The organism is Streptococcus oralis (assembly GCF_001578945.1).
GTDB lineage: Bacteria > Bacillota > Bacilli > Lactobacillales > Streptococcaceae > Streptococcus > Streptococcus oralis_Q.
Genome location: NZ_KQ969554.1, coordinates 49,138 through 63,875, shown reverse-complemented (window position 1 = coordinate 63,875; position 14,738 = coordinate 49,138). Strand labels below are relative to the sequence as shown.

Below are 14,738 nucleotides of genomic sequence, written 5' to 3'. Positions count from 1 at the left end.
TTTTAAACACCACCTGACCGTCGTTCAGCTTCAAGCGCAGATACATCATCCATAAAATGTAACCAATTTGTAGTTAGATTATTTACAATATCTTGTTTAATATTTAAAGCTGAAAGAGAAATTTCATTCTTCAACATCAATTCTAAAATCTGACTTTGTTGTTCTTTGATATCAGACAATATTTCCGCAAATTGGTTATTGTACAAATTCAATCCGTCATTCATTACAATATTTTGAACTTGCGATAACATAAACTCATTGAAACTTGGATAGTTATATTTTTTTGAAATAGCCTGAAGTTGTTCAAACATATCGTCGGGAACATTTCGAATTAAAAAATTTTTAGTCATCACTTTCCACCTCTCCTTCATACTCTAACCAACGTGAAATATGATCTCCATAACAATCCATTTTTTCTTCAAATTCAGATAATATTTTTGTCTGTTTTTTCATTTGTTCCAGAACATGGTCAGAAGCTAATTTCATATTTTCCAAATGAGCTACATACAAGTCTTGAGCACGATTAAATTTTCCATACTCAATTTTTTCACGACAGATTGAAAGCAAAAAATCATTAAATGACTTGGCTTTATTTTTTTTAGCAAGAGCTTTTAGATAGCTAACCTCTTCCTGTGTTAATCCTCTAATGAGAACGTCCATCTGTATCCTCCATCTTATTTTTATTGTCCAAAAAACAGGACTTCTTTTTTCTTTTGTCGAAGCAAAAGCCAAAAGAAGCAAAAAAGAAAACTTCAACCTCGCAACATCACGAACCGACACGGTTCTATTTTTGCGGTTTTTCAACACACTAACACACACAGAGGGACTAAGGTCCTTTTTAGGTGTGTTGTGGTAGAAAAGAGCATAAGGGAAACTGATATCACGTGCCGTGATATGTTGATAGTATCAACGTTTCCAATGATATCAATTTTCTCGGTTTCACCTACTTACACACACACCCTATACTTACCCTTACATACTTTGTAGGTGTTATACCTACACTGTTTTTTCTTTTTACACACTTTTACTTACACTGTTTTTCTTCTTTACATACTTTTACTTACACCGTTTTTGACTTCATTTGGAAGTTCAAAACTCAAAAATCAAGACTGATTTTCAGCTGGAAAGTTTCCTTCTTCACGATTTTTCTTCGCTGCTAAACGTTGTTCTTTTTCATCTTCTTTGATGAGGTTTAATTCCATTTTTAACTCTTCAAAAATTGATTCATACGACTGATTTTTATTTTTCTTCAATTGAATTTGAACATAAATTTTACCAATTTGTTTTTGAAGATTCTCTTCTGCTTCTTTACGTTCCTTTTCTAAAAGGGCAACTTTTTTCTTTGCTTCTTCTAGTTGATTATCAATTTTTGTTAAATCATTTTTAGCCATGATTACTTCTCCTTTTTATTTAATTAAGCCTATTGTAATCTAAAATCTCAAATTATTTTTTAAAGGGACAATCATAAAAAATAAATCCCCTTAATTCAAAAATTAAGGAGATTTTTGACTGTTATCTGCTTGTAAAAACAAACTCACCTTTCATCGAGAATGCACTTTTTCGATTTAAATCAAAGCGTATCAATTGAAAAGAAAAATCCACTTTTTTCCCGAACGGAAATACAAAAAATACTGGATGACACCATTCATCAACATCTATAAATTTTCTTTCAAGAGGAGCTTCCGAACCATTCCATGATTTTCTATAATAGGAAATACCTGTCTTTTTTTCTCTATTCAAAAAACTTAATTCTACAATATCTTGATAATCCTTTTTCACTGCTCGCTGATTAATCGTAATCATTCGTTGGTTTGCATCTCCTTCATCAGCATCCGTAAAAAGATTGATTTTAGGAGGTAACTTATCTTTTAATTTTCGGATTCCAAGATAGTCCTTATTCAAGATATTTTTGAATAGATAACGCTGAAAAAGTTTTGCTTGAAACCACTTCATGAAATAATAAATACCGATACTAAAGATTGTGGCTAAAAGCCAGAACGATGATTCGTTTTCTTGTATTGGTTTTTCTAATGCAGCTATAAAAATGATGGCAAGTACAATATTTCTTATGAACATCTTTATAATCTGTATTTCAGCCACTAAACGTAACTTCGTAAAAGGCGCACATAAAATAATCAAACCTATCATTGTTCCAAAAATCGTTGGATCAACCTCAAGTATTACGGAAACTTCTTTTAGAAAAACAGCGCCTGTAACCATTACAAAAAATAAATATTGCCATTTAAAGGCTTGTCTAATAAGCCAATTCACTCCACAAATTGCAGATAATTTATATCCCAATTTATCAGTTTCTTTTACCATCTTAATTAAATTTTTCATTTTATTTTACCTCACTTTAATTCATTTCTACAGTTTCAATAGGGTTTGAAAATTCAAATGTTCCATCTTTGACTGCCTGTTTTTTCTTGTCCAAAGACTCCAATTTAGCCTTCAACTTTTCAATGTTTTTATAGGCTGTTTCAATGGTTCTATTCTTCGTTTCAATGTTTGTATCCAGCGTAGCAATATTCTTTTGATTGGCTTCAAGATCATCACCTGTTAGATATTTTGCTTCTGCTTGAAGACTCGCTTTTCGTGAATTATCATCTTCAATAGATTCCTTCAATTGAGAAATTGATGTTGTCAATTTTTGAGACTGTTCATTCTGGAAATTGATCTCTTTTTCGATTTCCTGAAGAGTAAATTCTTCTCTGGAGACAACTTCAATAGCTTTGATTTCAAGTTGAGGATTCTGAGGAGTTACAAAGAATTGTACAGTGTCCTCTTCTCCAGATTTCTTCTGAGAAACCTTTTTAGAATCACTGGATGGCGATGAAATATTCACATCAATTGAGCTAGAAGAGACTGTATGATTCGTCACATCGATCGCAAATGCACCAAAATTTTTCGGAACTCCTTTAATAATAACTGATACTTTATTATCAATGATTGGCACAACATCCATCTCTATTTTTGAGTCTTTATGTTGCGCATAGAGTTTCCATTTCAATCGTTTGGCATCGATGCCCCGATCTATCGAAGTCGTAGCATCTTTTGTCTCAAATTGTAAAACAATAATTCCAGTATCTGGTGAATATTCCTGACTGACCAGTTTCATCTCACCGCTGCCATTCGCAAAAACCTGCTTTGTTTTGAGTTGTTCTGAAGTATATGTTTGTCTTTGTGGTGAGAAAATCGCTCCCATCAAAAGACTTAACCAGGTCACAAACAACATTGAGAAAATGACGAGTTTTCTCTTAATAATATTCTCTTGAAACCAAACTTTAGTCTTAATAAATGGCTGCAAAATTGGGCTGGATTTTATCTTTTCAATCCAGCGTTTGAATATTTCAATTAAAGTAGACATCTTATTTCTCCTTCCTGATTTTTCCATAATACTGATTTGTTAAAGAGGTTATATCCGTCTTTTTTTCAGTAACCCACATTCCATATAAAGATAAAGAAAAAACTATAATAGCTACACAAATAGTTACAAATATATCTCTCATAAACTCGACATTCCCCAAATAAAAAGATTCAAAGACTGTCATAAAAGAAACGTCTTTCACTCCAACTAATTGAAAAAAATTTGAATTCATATAAACTAAATTTACTGCTACATATGCAATAAAGCCCAAAAAGAGATTGATTGGCACTAAAGCTAGCAAAATATAAAAAGATATGCCTCCTAAAATTGCAAAAACTAGATACTTCTGATTTGTTGCAAACAACATATCAAAAGTTGATACATCGTCGAAACTTTTTTGTTCACTCGATAGCGTGTAATTTTTTATACCTCTTAAATGTTTGTTAGCTCTTTTCTGCTTCAAACTAGATGATTTAGTTCCTCTCATGCTTCTTATATCCTTTCCAAATAAATGAAACCTTACTTTTCGGCCAAACACTTTTTAGTAACATTAAGAACGCTAATGGCAGCCTTTTCGTTTTGATTTCATTTCCAAAGTTATCACATATAGTTATCCTGAAGAGCGGTACGAACCAGATCGCAATCAAGACAGTTCCAACCACGCCATGCGCAATAGCATTTAAAAATTGATACATACTACCTCCTTAGACATACTTCAATCTTTGAAAAGCTGTCTCGGCCCACTTACTTAGCTTTACCCTTTTAGTCATTTATGGCCTCCTGAATACCTTTCTCATCTGCGACAATCTTTTCCTCTGAATCCCTCGAAGCATATAGATACTTCTTTATTTTTCCCTTACGAATTTTGATGATAGTTGCAGCTTTTTCAACCTGGTATTTTTCTACCAACTTTTGACCTTCTTCTGTCTGAGTGTCAATGTAAAATGTAGGATAAGAACCTTTATGGGCTGCATCTACAACTACACTTTTTCCAACCTGACAGTAAGGACAATCTTTTTTATAAAATACTAGATTTACATTTTGATCAAGTACAGTATTCTGGTATTCCTTCTGAGTAAGGTGAGGATCATAATCTAAGATAAAATGATCTTTATACATCCTATACCCCCCTAGAACTGCAAGACTCACAACTAAAATGACAAGAATAGCCCCTAAAGCTAACTTAATGTGTCTAAAAAGCTCTCTCATCCTATTTCCTCCTCATCCATAAAATCAAATATGGATCCTTGAACATAATCAATCTTGGCCAATTCTTTTATTTCTGATTTCAAGTTAGTGAAAGTTGTCATCACTTCTTGAAAGAGTAAAGGATCAAATTCTTCGGAGTCTAATACACGGACAATTGGCAACATTGGATAATGATCTCTCAACTCCTCCTGCAGATAATCTGAAATCATTCTATCATTCGCGATAACACTATCTACTCTAACAATCGCTGGAATGCTAGTAATACTCTCCTCGTTTTGATAAAAAGTTAAAGCTACATCCCCTGCAGAAACCGACTCAAATTTTAAGTTATCCGATGAAAGTTTAAAATAATAAGCCAATGGTTCTTGTCCGACTCCTGTTAGGTAGTATCCACGGATAATTTTGAATAACTCTGACATCGACCTTTCCCCTTCCTAACAAACTTTTAGAAGTCTAAACGGAGCTTGATACACATCTGGATAGTGAATCAATCTCTTTTTTCTTTGTTCAGGAAGTGGTTTACGATAATGTTTTTGAAGATACTGGAATGCTAGTCCCAAAGTATCAAAAACTAAAACTTTATTCTCCCCATTACAAATATAATCACCTAATTCAAAACTGAAAATTACGTACTTCATTCTTATTCTCACTTTCTATTTTGGCCAATCATTGCCAGCTGATCTGTCTCTAACTCAGCATCATATCCGTTTTCAAAACGAACTTGTTGACGAATCCCTATAAGTGAGAGAACTAATAAAAATCCTCCTGAAAATATAAGGCTAAATAATCCAACTAAAACTAAAATCAAAATCATATCATTCCTCCATAGGTTAGTTTATGTGCATGTATATCCTTGTAATAATCATAGATATAATGTAAAGGCAGTTTACGGGTTTTTAAAATTATCCAATATCAAGCTCAAATAGAGATAGTTGTTGTATTTGTTTAAAGCCATCTTTAACCCTTTCTATCACTCTCTGAGTAAACTCTATACTTTCTTCAAAGAAAGCAGCAATATTGGCCATATAAGCCTCCTGACGTTCTTTCTTCACCTTGATAAGGGAAAGGAAGATTGCTTTGATAGAGGCTAATCTGATGCCTCCTCCACGGCCGTGTTTGACTGTGAAGAAGATCTTTTGTTCTGCTTTGAGAACCTTCAATACCTTGTCTAATGACCGCTCAGGAATGTTCAACTTCTCTCGTATCTCTTTTTTGTCGTCTGGATAAATGGATCCTCGGATTGATAGAAGCCTTCTAAATAGGCCATTACGTCTGTTTTCCATTCATAGAGATGACTATTCTTTCTGTCCGCACGTTTCTTCTTAAACTTGTACCAACGTTGCTTCACAAAGAGATCTGAAGCCTTGAGTTCCTGATTGACCCACGCTCTACATAAAGTCATTACATAGTCACGACTAGCAGCTTCATATTTTCCTGAATAAGCGCTTGTGATAATCTTATGATATTCGGCTGAAGAGAGTGGTTCGTCTAAACTTGCATTAAAGTTAGAAAGAACCTCCTCACACTCTTCCTGATCGATTCCTGAAGAGAAGTTGGCTAAAGCCAGCGTGAAAAGAACGTTGTTTCTTCCCATCAAGGCTTTTCCACCTTTGATATTTCCCTCTCTCATCAGCAATTGATACCAGGGTTCATCAATCTGTTTTACCCCTTCAGAACCTGAAATAACCGTCAAATTTGGCTTTTTACTTGGGAAGGGAAGGTCTGATTGCTTCATTGACCAATCTAACCACTCCTGGAACGAATAAGTATAGTCAGCATCAAAGAATTCGACATTATCAGTTCGAGGAATTCGAGCAATCCCAAAATGGTTACAAGTCAAATCTACTGGTAAAGTTTGAGCAAAGTAATTTCTCAAATTTTGAGAGATGGCTTTGGCCACCTTCACCACTCGAAATTGAGAATGAGCTGTAACGTAGGCCGATTCTGATAAGACAAAATATGCTTGAAATCCTTTATCTGATTTCAGGATCAACGTCGGCATAAAACCTAGCTCCAGGGAAGCAGTTAAAATATCTCCTGTCGTCATTTCTTCAGCTGCAGAGGTAATATCAAAGTCAATGTAGAATGTGTTAATCTGTCTAAGATTATCTTCAGAGTGGCCACGTGTAATCCGTCGACCAGCATCGCTATAGCTTCCATAGCAATATACGTTAGGAGTCCAGTGTGTAAACTGATCCTGATTCTCCAGCAATGATTCGACAGAGGTTAAAACAACACCACGTGCTTTCACCATATTCGCTTTTGAACGATAAGCAAATACAGTTCCTCGTCTTCCTTCTTCAGCTGAAGAGATAAGCTGTAGATGGCTATTCTTAAATTTTTGTGTTCTTAATCCGTCTTTTGTGATGATGGATAAACATTTTAATAAATCAATCTTTTTCATGTTTTTATTTTCTTTTACTTACAAATCAACTATAAGAATCTCTCGTTTTTTTAATGAATAAATTGCAAGAATAAGTGCAACAATTACTCTAACTCATCCACTAGAGCTTCATAATAAAGACCTCAAATAGTCAAAATAATTATCAACAGAACCAATTAAATCATTTATAGAATCAATAATAGATTGGAGGAAAAAAAGCGTATACAAAAAAATCAGAAGGATTAAAAAATCTACAAAAATAGATACTTTTATATCATAATCATTTTCCTTATTTTCTCTACTCATATATCTATCCTCTCAACCTTTGAAATACTAATTCTAAAAAATCAAAAATATTAACTTTGCCTGCGAATGTACCAAAAATCAAGAACAGAACAAACAAAAGAACTATAAGATAAATACACCCAAACAAACTATCTTCATCTACATTTTTTCGCTCTTCTAAAATATTTTCCTCCAACAAGCTAGGAAGCGTTTCTTTATTTTTAGACATCATGATCCCTCCCTCGTTATAGTTTGAAGTCCAATGCACTTATAAGATATGGTATCAACTCAATAGATGAGAAATATATCATTACCCCTCCTACAAGAATTAAAAAGATACTTAAAATCCATTCCCAAGCAGTTAGATGTACAAAGAAGTCTTTCTCACCATTAAAGTCAAGTCTGATGTCTGTATTTTTAGCTATGATAAATACTCCATTGAACGAAATGCACACTCCTACAACAAACAATACAATAAACCCAAAAATCATATAATTTCCTCCTACCCTCTTCTGAGGTTTTTTATTTTAACACTTAAATTTTATTTAAGCTCTTAATGTGTGCATCATAAACACACTTTTTTAACTCGAAGAAAACGCTCATATTTTCTTCGATAAACAAGCTCTTTTTCACCTCTCCGTCTGCGTAAAACAGACCGTTTAAGAGAAAATTTATTTTCTCTTGAAAAATGTCATCTAACATCAGCTTACTTTTCTCCAAGCAAGCTACCAAATGCGATGAATTGTTTGCGTAACGCATCGGCATCCCAAAAGCGCTTTCCACGCTTTTAAAATCAAGATTCGTAAAATCTTTATTTGTTTCTGTGTTTTTCATTATTTTTCCTCATTTATTCAACAATTCTTCTGATAACAACTTGGTCTCTTTTGCGTGTTCAAAACCAGCAATATAAGCCTCATAATCAACTTCAATTTCGATTTTTAGGCTTCTACTCTCTAATTTCCCCATACGTAGTTGTTGTTCTTCTAAAACTTCTGCTGGGATTTTTACCATCAAACCAAATTCTTCTGATGATTGAACCTGTTCCTGAAAACGTTGATCTACTCCGTTTAAGAAACCGAGTAAGTACGATTTCTTATAGTCTTTCCATCTTGCTCTTGAGACTGTAGGGAAAAGTCGTTTCAGCCGATATTTAAGGTATAAGAGCGCACCTTCGTAAACCTTACTACAAAGTTCAGCATCGGATTGATATCCAAAGAAAATTATCTGTGTGATGCCATCTTCAGGAAGTCGTCTTCTTATCGTTTTACATCTAAAATTTTCACCTAAAATACCTGCCAACTTTTCTTGCCACCATGGAAGTCTATATTCCCATGTCCCTATTGTTTCACCAATATCCTTTTGAGTTTTACTATTCGTTAAATCATTCATAGAAAGATTATGCTTCACCATAAGTCTTTGAGCCATCAGAAGTGCAGTCTGTCCCTCTTCATCGTTTGGTGCATCGTAAGCTAACTCTAAAAGATTCTGTATCTTGTCAATAATTTTACTGTTCATTTCAATCCTCATTTTTATACTTTCTAGGCAAACAACTAGCGTAGTGTTTTGAATCATTGACCTTTGCATTATAAAAAATCATATTATTCCCAATAATTTCTTGCCATTTAGGAATATCCTCACGATAAATGCGATTAAGTCCATAAAAGTTCTTTACAATAAATCTGACGGCTCCAATATGATCTCCTAAACCAACCACACACAACACATCATGTTCCATGTCATATACCCAATGACTTTTTGAATTTGTCAGAATTCCCCAAGCAAATTCCCAATCTCTCTCAAGCCAATCATGACCTGGTCTGTAATAAACTTTTGTCTGACAAGATTCATCATTAAATCCATAAAAACAGTGACTACATAGCGTTCTGTTTTTATCTATCCACCAACAAGGACCATACTTTTCATTGATGCAAGGTGTAACCCAGTTGCAAGCACATCGTCTACAAATTCCAGTTTCCATTTTCTATCCCTCATTGATTCTCATACTTTTAGGTAGCTTTTTACTCGGTAAACAGTAACCTTCAGATAAGTCCCCTTTACTATAAAATTCAGGACTATTTGTCATTATGTGATCACTTCTTTTCCACCCTCGACGAAGTTGTTTGTAAGATAAAGAAACACGCTTCTCAATCTCTTTAAAACTAAATCCTAACTTCAGATAAGTTGTTACAATGGTAGTAGCATGTTCTTTGGACTCTTCGCTTCTTGTTCTTCGCTGAAAGTTAATCTGCTTATCTTCTTCATTTAATGCTATCTGATAATCAATAAACAACTTCCGCATTTCCATAATTTTATGTTGCCAAGCCAAACTGTAAGGTTGGCCTGAATATCGATTCACCAAGTCCTTTACGGGTTGTTTAAATTTCAGCTGAAGAGGATCAAATTCGCCAAGGTCAGAAAAAGGATCAATGAAACCTAATGGTTCGCTTTGAATTAATTCATTGTATAGCGCTTCTCTGTCCATCCTAATTTATCTCCTTCTGTCAAATGCACGTCATTGAGTCAAATAAGCTTAATTGGATGGTTGTAGGCGCTTGTTCGCTGTTTCCATTCTTATCATGATCGATAACGTCAAAGATTTCTAACGTGTCTAAATTCATTACAATCTCTAATCCTACCATCGTTGAACTCCTCTCAAATAGAATTTTAAGCGAACAAAAAAGAGAACAGATTTCTCTGTTCTCCTAAAAATATTGAATTATTTGATTTTCTAAAAACTCTTACCACTTACCTACTCTTTTATTCATTTATAGACCGCAATAATAAACATTTGTGTTCTGCAGGTTTTCCTGACCAATAACGACTCACAAAAGAGATGAATAAAAGAATATTCTCATTAGGTAAAATCGAAATAGAAAAGGCTTGCTTTAGTTTTTTCAGAGCTAAGCATTTACTGGAATTGTCAGCTATCCCGTTGTCAACTATCCTCGACTCTATAGCATCTGTAAGGACGGATAGAAATACTGTAAAGAGATAGAATCTTTTGATTGTTAAAGGAACATGAAACCTATGTCAAGGAGTGGATACCGCAAACCTTATGAGTGTAACCTTCTAAATCCTACTGGAGTTTCGTTTAACGATCTAGCTACAAACTGAGCGATAAATGATTTTATCATCCCACTTTTCTTACGCACTTGACCGACAAAGAAGCTTCCATCTGACCCTCAGGAACTACACGAGTTCTACGAACTTCTCCGTTTCTATTTTCGAGAGAAACCAGCTGACCATTTTCCGCGCAACCCCATCTTTCAGATTTTTTGAAAGACGAGAATAAGGTTGCAAGCCTCCTTGTAGCAGGCTGTAGAGGTTCCCAATCTCATCAAAATCATCAGATGAATCACCTTTGGTTTCCGATTTCAAAACTAGAATTCTCAGAGATTTAAATATAACAAAAGAGAGAACCAATCTGATTCCCTCTATGCTTCGTTATATGTCATCCACTACAGTTAGTAAGGGGCGCTTATTTCCATTCTAATGGGCACTCTACCAAAATTTTGCTCTGCGAGATTGGGATTCCCCAGTTGGTAGATCTGGTCTGTCTTTTGGGTTATGGCATCCCAGGGTTCTTTACCAATTCGGCTGACTAGATGGACATGGGCTTTCAACGATTTAAGATGTTGTCTGCCTTTTTCAGTAAATCCAAGGACATGAATGACTTCTGGCAAGTCACTTTCTCTGGCTTGCACCAAGATATAGGTCAAGAGACGTCGCACACGCGCCTTGGTATAACGCTTGGTCGCAACCACCTCGACCAATTCATCAACAGACTGGGCTGTTTTGATAGCTTCCTTGATGCGCACAGCCATTTCTTGATTGATCTGGTAAATGGTTGTCAAGTCAGGATTGGAGAGGATTTGATAGCGTAGCATTGGAAAATAGTCTTCCCACGTTACTTTAGGCGCCTGCTGAAAGAGCCCTGCTTCGGGCATAAAACGTTCTAAAAACTCGTGGTCTCTCTGGTGTTGACGAAGAGCTGTTGCCGAGGCAAAGTCCACATCCTTATCCACAGAATGATAACCAGCCCCCTGACGCTGGATAGGCTGGAGGTTGATGCTTTTTCCCGCTACTGCCTTGGCATAGGCGAGAGCCAAGACGTGGTTAGGCGTAGAGCCAGAAAACTCCAGCCCTGCAAACTTCTTCCACATAGCCTGAGTTTTCTGGGGATAGGAGAGAGAATCAGGCAGATTTTCTACAAAATTCTCCATCTCAGTAGCACGTTCTGTGTATAAATCAGCTATTTGCTGGTAGTCCAGTACTTCCTCTGTCCCAAAAGCTAGTCTATCAATGCCCAACCGAGATAAGATATCCACTGCCCCTTGACCAAAAAAGTCTGCTGCCTGAACGCTGACTAGAAAAGGCAACTCTACTACTAAATCAGCACCGTTTTCCAGTGCCATCTGGGCTCGTGTCCACTTATCCACAATGGCCGGCTCACCTCGTTGCATAAAATTTCCCGACATGGCAACGATTTTCAGTCCTTGAACCTGATCCAGCAGGTATTTGTGCCCATTATGAAAAGGATTAAACTCTGCGATAATACCTGTGATGGTCATGATGTTCTCCTACTTCTGCGCGACAAAAAACCAACGGGTGCTAGTCGCAGTTGGCTCCTTATCCTCAAAGTCCGCATAGAGTTTGAAAGACTTAAAGCCGGCCTGTTCCAGCAAGATATCATAGGTCAAGACTTCATATGTACGCTCCTCATGCACTTCATCGTGGCGACTAAAGGAACCGTCCGCCTCCTTGATAAAGAAAGTCAACTCATGCACGATGGAGTGAGGAGCTTCGTCCTCATAGGTGTCCCAAAGCATGGCAAATTCTTCCGCATTTTCATGGTAAGAATAGCCTGGAAAAACCTCATCCGTCTGGTAGATCGAATGCACGTCAAAGATGAATACTCCGTCTTCATTGAGGGCATTATACACTTCTTTAAAGACGTCTCCTACCTCGACCTCATCCTGCATGTAGCAGATAGAGTCAGAGTAACAAGTCACAAAGTCGTACTTACCAGCCTTGGATAAATCCAGCATATTGCCTTCAATAAAATCAATCTTTTGCTTGGCTGAAGTCGCTCTCTTTTCAGCAATCTTCAGCATATCCGCACTCAAGTCAAGTCCTGTCACATCAAAGCCAGCCTGAGAAAAGCGGACAGACTGGATACCTGTTCCACAAGCCAATTCCAAAAGTTTCTTTCTCTCCTTGGTCTTAGGCAAATGACGCAAAGAAAAATCCGTCCATTTATCATATAAACTATCATCCATCACAGCATCGTAAACAGCCGCAAAGGTTTCATAAGTAACCATCATCAAGATACCAAGAGCGTCCATGGCAAACACCACTCGCCCTTACCTTTCTATCCATCCACTTTTAAAATAAGCAAATAAAACCCAGTTGGCTGCAACTGAGTTCAATTGTAACGCTATAGTCTTTTCGTTTGCTTTTAGTACTAGGCAACGAATTGCAGGCATAACTAGAGTTAGGCAAAATGAGTTAACGCCGTGATAAAAGATAAAGGAAAAGACTATAAAGTTTCAGATAAATCTACTGACTCCGCCTCATGCCATAGTTTTTCTAGGTTATAGTGAGCACGCATTTCTTCTGAGAAGATATGCACAACGACACCACCGAGGTCTAGTAAAACCCAGCCTCCCGCTGCATCGCCTTCAACATGGCTGCCTTTAAAGCCTGCTTGAGCTACTTTTTCACGGATATTGTCAGCGATAGCGTCCAACTGACGGCTATTCATTGAGCTCGTGATGACAAAGTAGTCCGTCACGCTGGTCAAATCTTGTACATCAAGTGCGAGGATATCTTCCGCACGTTTCTCATCAGCCGCTTTCACGACTAGTTCTAGTAATTCTTTTTCGTTCATTTAGTCCTCTTTCAAATAGTGCACATAGGCGTTATAGGTTTCAAGGGTTTGGGGATAGATGGGAAATCCCTGATGAGCTAGATGCTCCACGGTACGAGCTGTTTCATAGGCCACTGCCTTATTAAGTGACAAACTTGCAATCTCACGCGCCTGTTCCACTCCAGGAAAGGCGCGGTTATGCTCGATATAGTCTGCAACGTAGATAACCTTGTCTAGGTCTGTCATCTGACCAGCCCCTACGGTATGGATTTCGATAGCTCGCAGGATTTCTGGATCATGCAAATCCAAATCTTCCTGAATCTTGTAGATACCGACCATACCATGCCAGACATTATTGCCCCAGTTTTTAAGGTCAGAGTCTAGCTGATGACGGTCAATCAAGTCTAGAAATTCCTGATCTGACAGCTTTTTAGCATAATCATGAAGAAGGCCTGCAAGACCCGCTTTCTCAGCATCAACTCCAAATCGCTGGGCAAGCTCTATGGCTGCACGCTCCACACCCAAACAATGGGTTAAACGTTTTTCAGGCAGAAGCTCTGCCATTTTTTCCAACAAAGCCTCGCGAGAACAGTTGATATAGTCTTGGTATGCCATCAGTAGAGCCCCTCCTTCTCGATGTAGTCTAGCACTGGCTGAGGTAGGAGAAAGTTGGGCTTCCGACCTTGGGCAATGAAGTCACGCACCATGCTGGACGAGATGTCCATGAGAGGTACATCCACCCAAATAACCGGATAGGAAGTTCCAGCCTTATAACGAGGACGTTGAACGCCGACAAACTGAACCAGCTCGACCAACTCATCAATCCGATACCACTTAGGCAGATAGTCCACCATATCAGCCCCGATAATGAAGTAATAATCCGTATCTGGATTCTTCTCAGTTAGAAGTTTCATGGTGTCGTAGGTGTAGGAAATGCCCTTGCGCTCTAACTCAATGGTTTCAATGGCGAGGCCTTCAATCCCCTCAATCGCCAACTCAAGCATCTTGAGGCGGTGGTGCTCAGGGATGGTTTCCTTTTTATCTACGTGAGGAGGTTGGTATTCGGGCATAAGCAAGACCTGGTCCAGTCCTAACTGTTGTCGTACTTGGTCTGCCACAACAAGATGGGCATTGTGAACAGGGTTAAAATTTCCTCCTAGAATCCCGACTTGTTTGCGTTTTTTCTCCTTGATTTCTGGCTCCAACTCTACCTTGGTAAAGGGAGTTAATAATTCGATTGCCATAGGCTCGTCTTCCTTTAATTCTCTGTAAAAACAGTTGTTTGGAGTAGGTTTTTAGATTTCTTTAACTTTCTTGGAAATCTTGCGGTTTTCTTTCTTGCTTGAAACCTTATATAAGATAAGGATACGGCCAATCTTTTGCACAGTATCGACACCGATTTCTTCCTCTAAGATTTCGGCTACTTCGTGGATATCTTCATCTGTGTTTTGCAAGAGAGTAACCTTGATCAATTCACGGGCGTCAAGGGCTTGACGGACGCTGGTTTTGATTTGGTCGTTGAGTCCATTTTTCCCGATTTGGATAATGGGTTTGAGGGTATGTGCCTGACTGTTGAGGAAGGCGCGTTGTTTTGAGGTTAATGACATATTCTTTCTTCCTTTTTG

General features: G+C 37.3%; 22 protein-coding genes and 1 pseudogene. All 23 read right to left on the bottom strand.

Annotated features, from left to right (window positions below; translation table 11 throughout):
- Positions 1–2: 2 nt before the first annotated feature.
- Positions 3–350 (bottom strand): hypothetical protein, encoded by a 348-nt coding sequence (locus SORDD16_RS08230; RefSeq protein WP_061453084.1) that lies wholly within the window; start codon positions 348–350, stop codon positions 3–5.
- The gene (locus tag SORDD16_RS08225) at positions 343–660 is read right to left on the bottom strand and encodes a hypothetical protein (protein ID WP_061453083.1); all 318 of its coding nucleotides are present in this window, start codon (positions 658–660) and stop codon (positions 343–345) included. Before SORDD16_RS08225 ends, SORDD16_RS08230 begins: the two co-directional genes overlap by 8 nt.
- Positions 661–1,103: 443 nt before the next feature.
- Positions 1,104–1,391, bottom strand: a complete 288-nt coding sequence (locus SORDD16_RS08220) for a hypothetical protein (RefSeq protein WP_001096996.1) — start codon at positions 1,389–1,391, stop codon at positions 1,104–1,106.
- Between the two features lie 121 nt (positions 1,392–1,512).
- Complete coding sequence (locus SORDD16_RS08215) at positions 1,513–2,340, bottom strand: hypothetical protein (protein WP_061453082.1); 828 nt, start codon at positions 2,338–2,340, stop codon at positions 1,513–1,515.
- 16 nt (positions 2,341–2,356) lie between these two features.
- On the bottom strand, positions 2,357–3,367 hold the full coding sequence (locus SORDD16_RS08210) for a hypothetical protein (RefSeq protein WP_061453081.1): 1,011 nt from the start codon (positions 3,365–3,367) through the stop codon (positions 2,357–2,359).
- 1 nt (position 3,368) lies between these two features.
- Positions 3,369–3,854 carry a hypothetical protein gene (locus tag SORDD16_RS08205; protein WP_061453080.1) on the bottom strand — a complete coding sequence of 162 codons (486 nt, stop codon included), beginning with the start codon at positions 3,852–3,854 and terminating at the stop codon, positions 3,369–3,371.
- A gap of 275 nt (positions 3,855–4,129) precedes the next feature.
- Complete coding sequence (locus SORDD16_RS08195) at positions 4,130–4,576, bottom strand: thioredoxin domain-containing protein (RefSeq protein ID WP_061453078.1); 447 nt, start codon at positions 4,574–4,576, stop codon at positions 4,130–4,132.
- Positions 4,573–4,995 (bottom strand): hypothetical protein, encoded by a 423-nt coding sequence (locus tag SORDD16_RS08190; protein ID WP_061453077.1) that lies wholly within the window; start codon positions 4,993–4,995, stop codon positions 4,573–4,575. The genes SORDD16_RS08195 and SORDD16_RS08190 overlap by 4 nt, the downstream gene beginning before the upstream one ends.
- Positions 4,996–5,010: 15 nt before the next feature.
- The gene (locus tag SORDD16_RS11980; protein ID WP_000878299.1) at positions 5,011–5,214 is read right to left on the bottom strand and encodes a hypothetical protein; all 204 of its coding nucleotides are present in this window, start codon (positions 5,212–5,214) and stop codon (positions 5,011–5,013) included.
- Between the two features lie 8 nt (positions 5,215–5,222).
- Positions 5,223–5,390, bottom strand: a complete 168-nt coding sequence (locus SORDD16_RS11325; protein WP_164966502.1) for a hypothetical protein — start codon at positions 5,388–5,390, stop codon at positions 5,223–5,225.
- Positions 5,391–5,478: 88 nt separating this feature from the next.
- Positions 5,479–6,980: pseudogene (locus tag SORDD16_RS08180) on the bottom strand (primase C-terminal domain-containing protein).
- 289 nt (positions 6,981–7,269) lie between these two features.
- On the bottom strand, positions 7,270–7,473 hold the full coding sequence (locus tag SORDD16_RS08175; protein ID WP_164966505.1) for a hypothetical protein: 204 nt from the start codon (positions 7,471–7,473) through the stop codon (positions 7,270–7,272).
- 16 nt (positions 7,474–7,489) lie between these two features.
- Positions 7,490–7,735, bottom strand: coding sequence for a hypothetical protein (locus SORDD16_RS08170; RefSeq protein WP_061453075.1), 246 nt, complete (start codon positions 7,733–7,735; stop codon positions 7,490–7,492).
- Positions 7,736–7,778: 43 nt separating this feature from the next.
- Positions 7,779–8,078: a hypothetical protein gene (locus SORDD16_RS08165; RefSeq protein WP_061453074.1), complete on the bottom strand. Its 300-nt coding sequence runs from the start codon at positions 8,076–8,078 to the stop codon at positions 7,779–7,781.
- 9 nt (positions 8,079–8,087) lie between these two features.
- On the bottom strand, positions 8,088–8,759 hold the full coding sequence (locus SORDD16_RS08160; RefSeq protein ID WP_061453073.1) for a DUF2786 domain-containing protein: 672 nt from the start codon (positions 8,757–8,759) through the stop codon (positions 8,088–8,090).
- 1 nt (position 8,760) lies between these two features.
- On the bottom strand, positions 8,761–9,222 hold the full coding sequence (locus SORDD16_RS08155) for a hypothetical protein (protein WP_061453072.1): 462 nt from the start codon (positions 9,220–9,222) through the stop codon (positions 8,761–8,763).
- Positions 9,223–9,225: 3 nt separating this feature from the next.
- On the bottom strand, positions 9,226–9,726 hold the full coding sequence (locus SORDD16_RS08150; RefSeq protein ID WP_061453071.1) for a hypothetical protein: 501 nt from the start codon (positions 9,724–9,726) through the stop codon (positions 9,226–9,228).
- 982 nt (positions 9,727–10,708) lie between these two features.
- Complete coding sequence (locus tag SORDD16_RS08140) at positions 10,709–11,815, bottom strand: nucleotidyltransferase (protein WP_061453069.1); 1,107 nt, start codon at positions 11,813–11,815, stop codon at positions 10,709–10,711.
- Between the two features lie 9 nt (positions 11,816–11,824).
- On the bottom strand, positions 11,825–12,565 hold the full coding sequence (locus tag SORDD16_RS08135) for a class I SAM-dependent DNA methyltransferase (protein ID WP_061453113.1): 741 nt from the start codon (positions 12,563–12,565) through the stop codon (positions 11,825–11,827).
- 218 nt (positions 12,566–12,783) lie between these two features.
- The gene (gene rsfS, locus SORDD16_RS08130; RefSeq protein ID WP_061453068.1) at positions 12,784–13,134 is read right to left on the bottom strand and encodes a ribosome silencing factor; all 351 of its coding nucleotides are present in this window, start codon (positions 13,132–13,134) and stop codon (positions 12,784–12,786) included.
- On the bottom strand, positions 13,135–13,728 hold the full coding sequence (gene yqeK / locus SORDD16_RS08125) for a bis(5'-nucleosyl)-tetraphosphatase (symmetrical) YqeK (RefSeq protein ID WP_061453067.1): 594 nt from the start codon (positions 13,726–13,728) through the stop codon (positions 13,135–13,137).
- Positions 13,728–14,357, bottom strand: a complete 630-nt coding sequence (locus SORDD16_RS08120) for a nicotinate-nucleotide adenylyltransferase (RefSeq protein WP_061453066.1) — start codon at positions 14,355–14,357, stop codon at positions 13,728–13,730. Before SORDD16_RS08120 ends, yqeK begins: the two co-directional genes overlap by 1 nt.
- Before the next feature lie 51 nt (positions 14,358–14,408).
- Positions 14,409–14,720: a ribosome assembly RNA-binding protein YhbY gene (gene yhbY / locus SORDD16_RS08115; RefSeq protein WP_061453065.1), complete on the bottom strand. Its 312-nt coding sequence runs from the start codon at positions 14,718–14,720 to the stop codon at positions 14,409–14,411.
- Positions 14,721–14,738: the final 18 nt, after the last annotated feature.

Bases quoted from the DNA above. Each gene is read 5' to 3' on its own strand.
- rsfS (WP_061453068.1), bottom strand. From the start codon at position 13,134: ATGAACGAAAAAGAATTACTAGAACTAGTCGTGAAAGCGGCTGATGAG.
- SORDD16_RS08195 (WP_061453078.1), bottom strand. From the start codon at position 4,576: ATGAGAGAGCTTTTTAGACACATTAAGTTAGCTTTAGGGGCTATTCTT.
- yhbY (WP_061453065.1), bottom strand. From the start codon at position 14,720: ATGTCATTAACCTCAAAACAACGCGCCTTCCTCAACAGTCAGGCACAT.
- SORDD16_RS08175 (WP_164966505.1), bottom strand. From the start codon at position 7,473: ATGTCTAAAAATAAAGAAACGCTTCCTAGCTTGTTGGAGGAAAATATT.
- SORDD16_RS08215 (WP_061453082.1), bottom strand. From the start codon at position 2,340: ATGAAAAATTTAATTAAGATGGTAAAAGAAACTGATAAATTGGGATAT.
- SORDD16_RS08165 (WP_061453074.1), bottom strand. From the start codon at position 8,078: ATGAAAAACACAGAAACAAATAAAGATTTTACGAATCTTGATTTTAAA.
- SORDD16_RS08230 (WP_061453084.1), bottom strand. From the start codon at position 350: ATGACTAAAAATTTTTTAATTCGAAATGTTCCCGACGATATGTTTGAA.
- SORDD16_RS08160 (WP_061453073.1), bottom strand. From the start codon at position 8,759: ATGAACAGTAAAATTATTGACAAGATACAGAATCTTTTAGAGTTAGCT.
- SORDD16_RS08205 (WP_061453080.1), bottom strand. From the start codon at position 3,854: ATGAGAGGAACTAAATCATCTAGTTTGAAGCAGAAAAGAGCTAACAAA.
- SORDD16_RS08135 (WP_061453113.1), bottom strand. From the start codon at position 12,565: ATGGTTACTTATGAAACCTTTGCGGCTGTTTACGATGCTGTGATGGAT.
- SORDD16_RS08140 (WP_061453069.1), bottom strand. From the start codon at position 11,815: ATGACCATCACAGGTATTATCGCAGAGTTTAATCCTTTTCATAATGGG.
- SORDD16_RS08155 (WP_061453072.1), bottom strand. From the start codon at position 9,222: ATGGAAACTGGAATTTGTAGACGATGTGCTTGCAACTGGGTTACACCT.
- SORDD16_RS08190 (WP_061453077.1), bottom strand. From the start codon at position 4,995: ATGTCAGAGTTATTCAAAATTATCCGTGGATACTACCTAACAGGAGTC.
- SORDD16_RS11325 (WP_164966502.1), bottom strand. From the start codon at position 5,390: ATGATTTTGATTTTAGTTTTAGTTGGATTATTTAGCCTTATATTTTCA.
- yqeK (WP_061453067.1), bottom strand. From the start codon at position 13,728: ATGGCATACCAAGACTATATCAACTGTTCTCGCGAGGCTTTGTTGGAA.
- SORDD16_RS08225 (WP_061453083.1), bottom strand. From the start codon at position 660: ATGGACGTTCTCATTAGAGGATTAACACAGGAAGAGGTTAGCTATCTA.
- SORDD16_RS08120 (WP_061453066.1), bottom strand. From the start codon at position 14,357: ATGGCAATCGAATTATTAACTCCCTTTACCAAGGTAGAGTTGGAGCCA.
- SORDD16_RS08170 (WP_061453075.1), bottom strand. From the start codon at position 7,735: ATGATTTTTGGGTTTATTGTATTGTTTGTTGTAGGAGTGTGCATTTCG.
- SORDD16_RS08210 (WP_061453081.1), bottom strand. From the start codon at position 3,367: ATGTCTACTTTAATTGAAATATTCAAACGCTGGATTGAAAAGATAAAA.
- SORDD16_RS08220 (WP_001096996.1), bottom strand. From the start codon at position 1,391: ATGGCTAAAAATGATTTAACAAAAATTGATAATCAACTAGAAGAAGCA.
- SORDD16_RS08150 (WP_061453071.1), bottom strand. From the start codon at position 9,726: ATGGACAGAGAAGCGCTATACAATGAATTAATTCAAAGCGAACCATTA.
- SORDD16_RS11980 (WP_000878299.1), bottom strand. From the start codon at position 5,214: ATGAAGTACGTAATTTTCAGTTTTGAATTAGGTGATTATATTTGTAAT.